The organism is Sphingopyxis sp. SCN 67-31 (assembly GCF_001725095.1).
Window position 1 is genome coordinate 111,325 of record NZ_MEFH01000053.1, and the last position, 6,535, is coordinate 117,859.

Consider the following 6,535-nt stretch of genomic DNA (forward strand, 5'->3'; position numbering starts at 1 on the left):
ACGGCGGCCCGGCCGCGACGGAATGATGCCGCCGCGGCCGGTGCCTTTCCACTCAGAAGTTCGCCCGGAACCCGATCGTGAACCGGCGACCGATGGCGTCGTAGGTTTCACGCTCGTAGAGGTAGTAGGGCGGATCACGGTCGAACAGATTGTCGACCGCCGCGAAGAAGCTGAAATTGTCCATCACGTCATAGTTGGCGCTGAGGTCGAAGTAATGGACGTCGCCGGTTTCGGGCACGGCGAGCAAGGGAATCGCCGCGCCCGAAGCCTTTGCTCCCGCGATTCGACCATCCTTCGCGGAACCGATGAAGCGGTGGCGGAGCGAAAGCTGCAGCTTGTCGACTTCCCAGGTCAGGCGCTGCGTGAAGCGCCACTTGGGGTTGGCCGTCGAACAGCTGCCGCCGCCGATGAAGCCGGCACAATTGACCGGGTTCGCAATCGGGCTGCCCTGCGTGATCGAATCGATCAGATAGGTGCCCGCCAGATAGTAGCTGAGGCTACCCGAACCCAGGCTGTGCCGGTAGTCGATACGATAGTCGATGCCCGACGCCTTCATGTTGGCGATGTTCGCGTTGAGCAGCGCAACGTCATAGAGCTGACCGTCGGGGGTCCGCTTGCTGAGCGGCTGACAGAAGATGTTGCTCATCGACATGTTGGCATTGCACGCGTTGATCACCGACTGCAGGCCGCCGCCGAACGATCCGATCGCGTCCTTGATGCGGATATTGTAATAATCCACCGTCAACTGAAGGTTCGGGACGAAGTCGGGACGAACCACCGCGCCGACCGACCAAGTGTCCGAGGTTTCTTCCTGAAGGTTCGGATTGCCGCCGGTGATCGCGCGGATCTGCTGGTTTTCCTGCTGGAACACGTCGATGACGGCCCCCGGAACGCCCAGCGAGTTGACGCAGAAGTCGCGCTCCGCCGCCGTGCGCTCGGGCGTCGCGTTGCAGAAGTCGACCGCCTGCGGCGCCGTGTTCGTCGCACCCGAATAGAGTTCGACGACGTTCGGCGCACGCACCGCGCGCTGATAGAGGCCGCGCAGCTTCAGGCCGCGGAACGGCGAATATTCACCGCCCAGCTTGTACGACCAGACCCCGCCCGCGGTCGAATAGTCGGAGTAGCGCAGGCCGCCCTCGAACGCGAGCAGCTGGATCCCCGGCATGTCGGCGAGGATCGGCACATAGAGCTCGCCATAGAGTTCGGAGACGTCGAACGATCCCGCGGTCGGGCTGAGCCCCGCCGCACGCGACAGCGCCTTGCCCTGCACATAGAGCTGATCGGGATCGAAGGCGGAGCTTTCCTTGCGATATTCCGCGCCCAGCGCGATGCCGACGTCGCCGGCGGGCAGCGAGAAGAGCGACCCCGTCACGCTCGCGCCGGCCTGCTTCTGCCGGATCGTCGTGATGTTGGTGAGGTCGGTGTAGATATAGTTCATCATCTCCGGCGTCAGCGAATTGAGGCCGAAGGGATTGAGAACGACGCACTTCGGATCGGCGACCGCGCACTTGTAGGGATCGGTCGGATCGGTCAGGAAGCCGTTGGCGAAATTGTCGATGAGCACGCCGCCGCCCTGGACGTCGGTCACCTTGGTCTCGCCCTGGTTGTAGAAGACCTCCCACTTCAGCCGGTCGGTCAGATTGCCGCGCAGGCCGACGACGAAGCGATAGAAATCGCGCGTCTGGTCGCTGGTGCGCGACCCGCCATCGAGCAGACGCCGGTTGATGTTCACGGGAACCAGATTATCCCCGTCGGCATCCATGTTGGCGCTCAGGAAATCGCGCAGAGTCGGCGCGAGATAGGGATTGCGCAGGTCGAGCTGGAACCCGGGGATGAAGCCCGAGCTGCTCATCGGCACGGCGCCCAGCGTCGAGTTGATCTTGCTGTGGACGTACGACCCTTCCCAGAAGGCCGTGACATCGTCGGTCACGTCGTAATGACCGATGACCGACCCCTGCCAGCGCTGCATCGGCATCTGCAGATTGGTATAGGGACGGTCGTTGAACCCGTCGCTCGCGCGATAGGCGCGCCATCCCTCGGGCGCGAAGAAGATGCCCGCGGTGCCGATGGTGTTGCCATAGGGATCGGTGAGGCCGACCAGCTGCGGGCTGAAAATCGTGCCCTGCGGCGTCACGCCGTTGCCCGACGGGATCAGCACCGGCTTTCCGTCGACGATGGCGTCGGCCAGATAGACGACCGCATGATCGCGGGCCGCGCCCTTGACCATCGCACGATCGTAATAGCTGCCGTGGAAGACGATATTGCCGCGGCCGTCGGCGAAATTGCCGCCGACGGTCAGGTCGACGTTGTAGCGCTGCGCGTCACCCTCGTCGCTGATGCCGTAGGAGCCGCCGATCTCGAGTCCCTCGAAATCGTCCTTGGTGACGAAGTTGACGACGCCCGCCATCGCGTCCGAACCGTACACGGCCGAAGCGCCGCCGGTGACGACCTCGACCCGCGACACCAGCGAGGGCGGGATCATGTTGAGGTCGACGACGCCGTCCTGCGACGCGCCGACGATGCGGCGGCCGTTCTGGAGGACCAGCGTGCGCACGGCGCCGAGGTTGCGAAGGTTGACCGTCGCCGACCCGTTGCCGGAGTTGGACTGCGCGCCCGACCCCGAGACGGCCTGCGGCAGCGCGTTGAGGAGCTGCTCGCTCTCGACCGTCGCCGCCAGCTTGATCTCGCTCTCGCCGACCACGTTGACCGGGCTGTTCGAATCGACGTCGGGGCGCGGAATGCGCGACCCGGTGACGACGATGCCCGCGCTGTCGTCGGCGATGCCGTCATTTTCGGAAACCGGGGTCTGGGCCATGGCCGTCCCCATTACCGCCATCGACAGGAAGAGCGCCGATCCGCCCCGCAATCCCGCCCGAATGCCTGCAACCCGCTTCATATCCATGCTCCTAAACTCCCCGAACTGGAAACCCGTCTGTGACTTCCACGGTCGCCGGCATTGATTACCGCCATTCCCGTGAACAGTTGCGTGATTTTGAGCATAATGTGAAGCGACAGTCAATTCCGCGCCATAAAAAAATGTGAAAACTGTCACTTTTGAAGCAAGCAGCCTTCCCGGACGAGAGACCCTTTTCACTCTGCCGAAGGGTGAGAAGCAGATAATATGCTGATATATAAAGATGTATTGGAAAGATCGCTCTGTCCATGCCACGATCGCGGTCGCCCGCTGCCTGCTGCGGCGTCTGCAATTCGCCGGCCGCCGCCGATGCCGTCGCCCAGCAGAAAATGGTCTCTTGACCTCGCGCCACAAGCATTACATCATAACCAAATTCACGCGTTTTTAGAACTAAATTGAAACTGCCGGCCCGGTCACGGCAGATACACGGGAGGAGACGATCCATGCGCAAGGCATCCATCCTGGCCATCGCGGCGCTGCTGGCGGGCGCGAGCAGCCCGATCCCCGTAGCCGCGGCGGCCACCCAGCAGGCGGCGCCCGGTCCCGACGGCCCGCCCGACGGCCAGGGCAGCTACGACGATCTCGTCACGCTGTTCGCCGCCTTCACCGAATGGAAGACGCCCACAGCCGTGAACGGCGTGGTGGATTACAGCCCCGCCACCGTCGAGAAGCGCCGCGCCGAGCTGCGCGCCTTTCAGGCGAAGCTGCACGATTTCGGGGTCGCGCGCTGGGACCGCCACCGGCAGGTCGATTATCTGGCCGTCCGCGCGCAGATGGACCTGATGGACTTCACGCTCAACGTCACCAAGCCGTGGGCGCGCGATCCGGGCATGTATGTCGACGAGCTGCAGCGCCTCGCCTATACCGACCTGCCGCTGAAGGGCGACGCTCTGACGGCGTTCCGGGCGCGGCTGCGGACCATTCCCGCCTATCTGGCGCAGGCGCGGGTCAATCTCGATTCGGTCGCCGCCGATTATGCCGACCTGGCGATCCACAGCCTGTCGCATGGCGACGGCGTCGGTCACGGCATGCCCTATCGCGCGGTGGAGCCCGAGGGGCTGATCGGCTGGTTCGCCGACCTGCGCGGACGCGCCGCGACGCAGCAGCCCGCACTGGTGGGGGACATCGACGCGGCGCAAAAGGCGATCGCGGGCTTTCGCGACTGGCTCGTCGCATCGCGGCCGACGATGACCGCGCAGGCCGGCGTCGGCAAGCCCGCCTATGACTGGTTCCTGAAGAACGTCCGGCTGATGCCCTATGATTCGGACCAGATCGTCACGCTCGCCGAGCGCGAGCTCGAGCGGCACTGGGCGAACTACACGACCGAGCGGCACCGCAACCGCAATCTGCCCGAGCTGCAGTTGCCCGGATCGGCCGAGGAATATGAGGCTCAGCTCGCCGGGACCGACGCCAAGATCCGCAAATGGCTGCGCGACGAGGAGATCATCTCGATCCCCGACTATATTCCGGATAGCTATCAGGAGGTCGGCTTCAACGCCCCATGGATCGTCCGGCCGAACGGCCCGATGTTCTGGGAACAGGTGCAGTTCCGCGACGCCTCGCCCGACCATCTTCACGCCACCTTCCCGGGGCACCGGTTCGACGGCATGACGGGCAAACGCGTGACGCACCCGATCCGCCGCCTCGTCAGCGACAGCGGGCGGACCGAGGGGTGGGGCTTCTACCTCGAGGAAACCGCGCTCCAGCTCGGGTTGTTCGACGACCGGCCGCGGACGCGCGAGCTCATCTACATCTTTGGCCTGTTCCGCGCCGCGCGCACGATCGGCGACGTGAAGATGCAGCGCAACGAGATGAGCGTCGAGCAGACGATGAATTTCTGGAAGGAATGGACGCCCTATCTCGACGACAATGTCGCGCGCGTCGACGCGGGCATCTATATCCGCCGTCCCCCCGGCTATGGGATGACCTACACGATCGGGGCGATGCAGTTGCAGAAGCTGCTCGTCGACCGCAAGCGGCAGCTCGGCGACAAATTCTCGATCCGCGACTATCACGATTATCTGATGAACACCGGCCGCCTGCCGGTCTCGCTGCTGCGGTACGACCTCACCGGCCACGACGACGAGATTCGCCAGCTCTGGCGGCACGTCCCGCTGTCGACGCTGAGTGGCAGCGCACACTGACGGCCGCACCACCCGCGCAGCGGAGGGCGCAGCCGAAACCGCGCCCCCGGGGCGTGGTAATGGGGTACTGCGCGTCGCGCTGGTGACGAAGGGCATCGGCCGTGCCAAAGCGGGCCGATGGATATTCTTCTCGTTCCCGGCTTCATGCTCGACGCCGACCTGTGGAGCGATATGCGTCCCGGCCTTGCACGGCTCGGCCATATCGTCGATGCCGATACGACGCAGGACGGTTCGATCGAGGCGATGGCGGACCGCGCCGTTCGGTCGATGACCGAACCCACCCTGCTGGTCGGCTTTTCGATGGGTGGATATGTTGCCCGGCAGATCGCGTATCGGGCGCCGGAACGGGTCCTTGGCCTTGCGTTGATCGCGACATCGTCCCGCAGCAGCGCCCCGCGCGCGCCCGCGCAGCTGGGCCGGACGGGCTTTCGCGAACTCAGCCGCGGCGCGGTCAGCCGCTCCCTTCATCCGGCGCATCGCAGCGACGAACTGATCGCGCGCGTCCAGCAGATGAGCAGCCGCCTGGGCGGCGACGTCTTCGATCGCCAGTCCCGGCTCCGCCGCGACGACGACACCGCGCGCCTCGGCGAGATCAGGTGCCCAACGCTCGTCGTCGCCGCAGCCAATGACGAGCTGAGGTCCGTCGAGGAAAGCGTGACGCTGCACGAGCATATCCCGCAATCGACGATGACGATCATCGATCGGACCGGCCATCTGATACCTCTGGAACGGCCGGCGCGGCTCATGGCGGCGCTCGAGGCGGCGTTCCGGCACCTCGCGAATGGTTGAACCGCAGCGCTTGGGGATCGCTGACCGGCAAAGGGGATCGGCTCGACACGAACAGGCGCACGGTCGATACGCGCCAGCGCGTCGACGCCACCATCGGTCCGGCCCAGCCAGGCGAGGTCGCGCGAATATTCGAAGTCGCGACAGAACCCACGGCAGGGGGATCGACGGCCAAGAGAATGTGGCGCGCCACGCAGTCTGGAGCGAACGGGTCTCCGTCGGAAATTCCCTGTTTCTAAGGAATTAACAGGGAAACTATCAATTTTCTGGCGGGAACTCAGACCAAGGAAAAGCAGAAAACTCGTGCAATAACTTAATGTTATGCGAACAGTACGACAAAATTCCTTAAAAAATAACAGGGAATTTTTTCCAGCATAACAGGGAAAATATTCGCGGCGAACAGGTAACGCGCTGCCCGATAACAGTGAATTGCGATATCATATCAGGGATGGAGTTTACAGGTACTGGACCAGAAACGCCGCCCAAAAACGCGCGCAATGCACCCCCGCAGCTTCCTGCCCGGCTTCCGGCCTGACAACCAGAAAATTGCGACAGCCCGTGCATTTTCAGCGACAATGTTCTCGTTAATGCCCTTATAATACCTCCTTTTGTTCCCATCTTGAGCGCGGGAAATTCTTGGGAAGGGGGCATCATGAACCGGACATCATCACAACTGATTGAACGCGATATT

The 6,535-nt window shown here is 63.7% G+C and carries 5 protein-coding genes; 2 read left to right on the forward strand and 3 right to left on the reverse strand.

The genetic code is table 11. The annotated features are described in order from the left end of the window. Positions 1 to 52 precede the first annotated feature (52 nt). Positions 53 to 2,896, reverse strand: a complete 2,844-nt coding sequence (locus ABS88_RS08180) for a TonB-dependent receptor domain-containing protein (RefSeq protein ID WP_158682036.1) — start codon at positions 2,894 to 2,896, stop codon at positions 53 to 55. 64 nt (positions 2,897 to 2,960) lie between these two features. Beyond that, positions 2,961 to 3,359: a hypothetical protein gene (locus tag ABS88_RS08185; protein ID WP_286749595.1), complete on the reverse strand. Its 399-nt coding sequence runs from the start codon at positions 3,357 to 3,359 to the stop codon at positions 2,961 to 2,963. Between ABS88_RS08185 and ABS88_RS08190 the strand changes: the two genes are divergently transcribed. Both ABS88_RS08190 and ABS88_RS08195 read left to right on the forward strand, forming a co-directional pair. After that, on the forward strand, positions 3,358 to 5,058 hold the full coding sequence (locus ABS88_RS08190; RefSeq protein WP_076073656.1) for a DUF885 family protein: 1,701 nt from the start codon (positions 3,358 to 3,360) through the stop codon (positions 5,056 to 5,058). The genes ABS88_RS08185 and ABS88_RS08190 overlap by 2 nt on opposite strands. A 117-nt stretch (positions 5,059 to 5,175) precedes the next feature. Then, positions 5,176 to 5,847, forward strand: a complete 672-nt coding sequence (locus ABS88_RS08195; protein ID WP_076073654.1) for an alpha/beta fold hydrolase — start codon at positions 5,176 to 5,178, stop codon at positions 5,845 to 5,847. A gap of 342 nt (positions 5,848 to 6,189) precedes the next feature. Here the strand turns inward: ABS88_RS08195 and ABS88_RS08200 are convergent. After that, positions 6,190 to 6,535: hypothetical protein (locus ABS88_RS08200; RefSeq protein WP_286749597.1), on the reverse strand; the 346-nt coding region annotated here is incomplete at its 5' end.

Bases quoted from the DNA above. Each gene is read 5' to 3' on its own strand.
- ABS88_RS08190 (WP_076073656.1), top strand. From the start codon at position 3,358: ATGCGCAAGGCATCCATCCTGGCCATCGCGGCGCTGCTGGCGGGCGCG.
- ABS88_RS08185 (WP_286749595.1), bottom strand. From the start codon at position 3,359: ATGGATCGTCTCCTCCCGTGTATCTGCCGTGACCGGGCCGGCAGTTTC.
- ABS88_RS08180 (WP_158682036.1), bottom strand. From the start codon at position 2,896: ATGAAGCGGGTTGCAGGCATTCGGGCGGGATTGCGGGGCGGATCGGCG.
- ABS88_RS08195 (WP_076073654.1), top strand. From the start codon at position 5,176: ATGGATATTCTTCTCGTTCCCGGCTTCATGCTCGACGCCGACCTGTGG.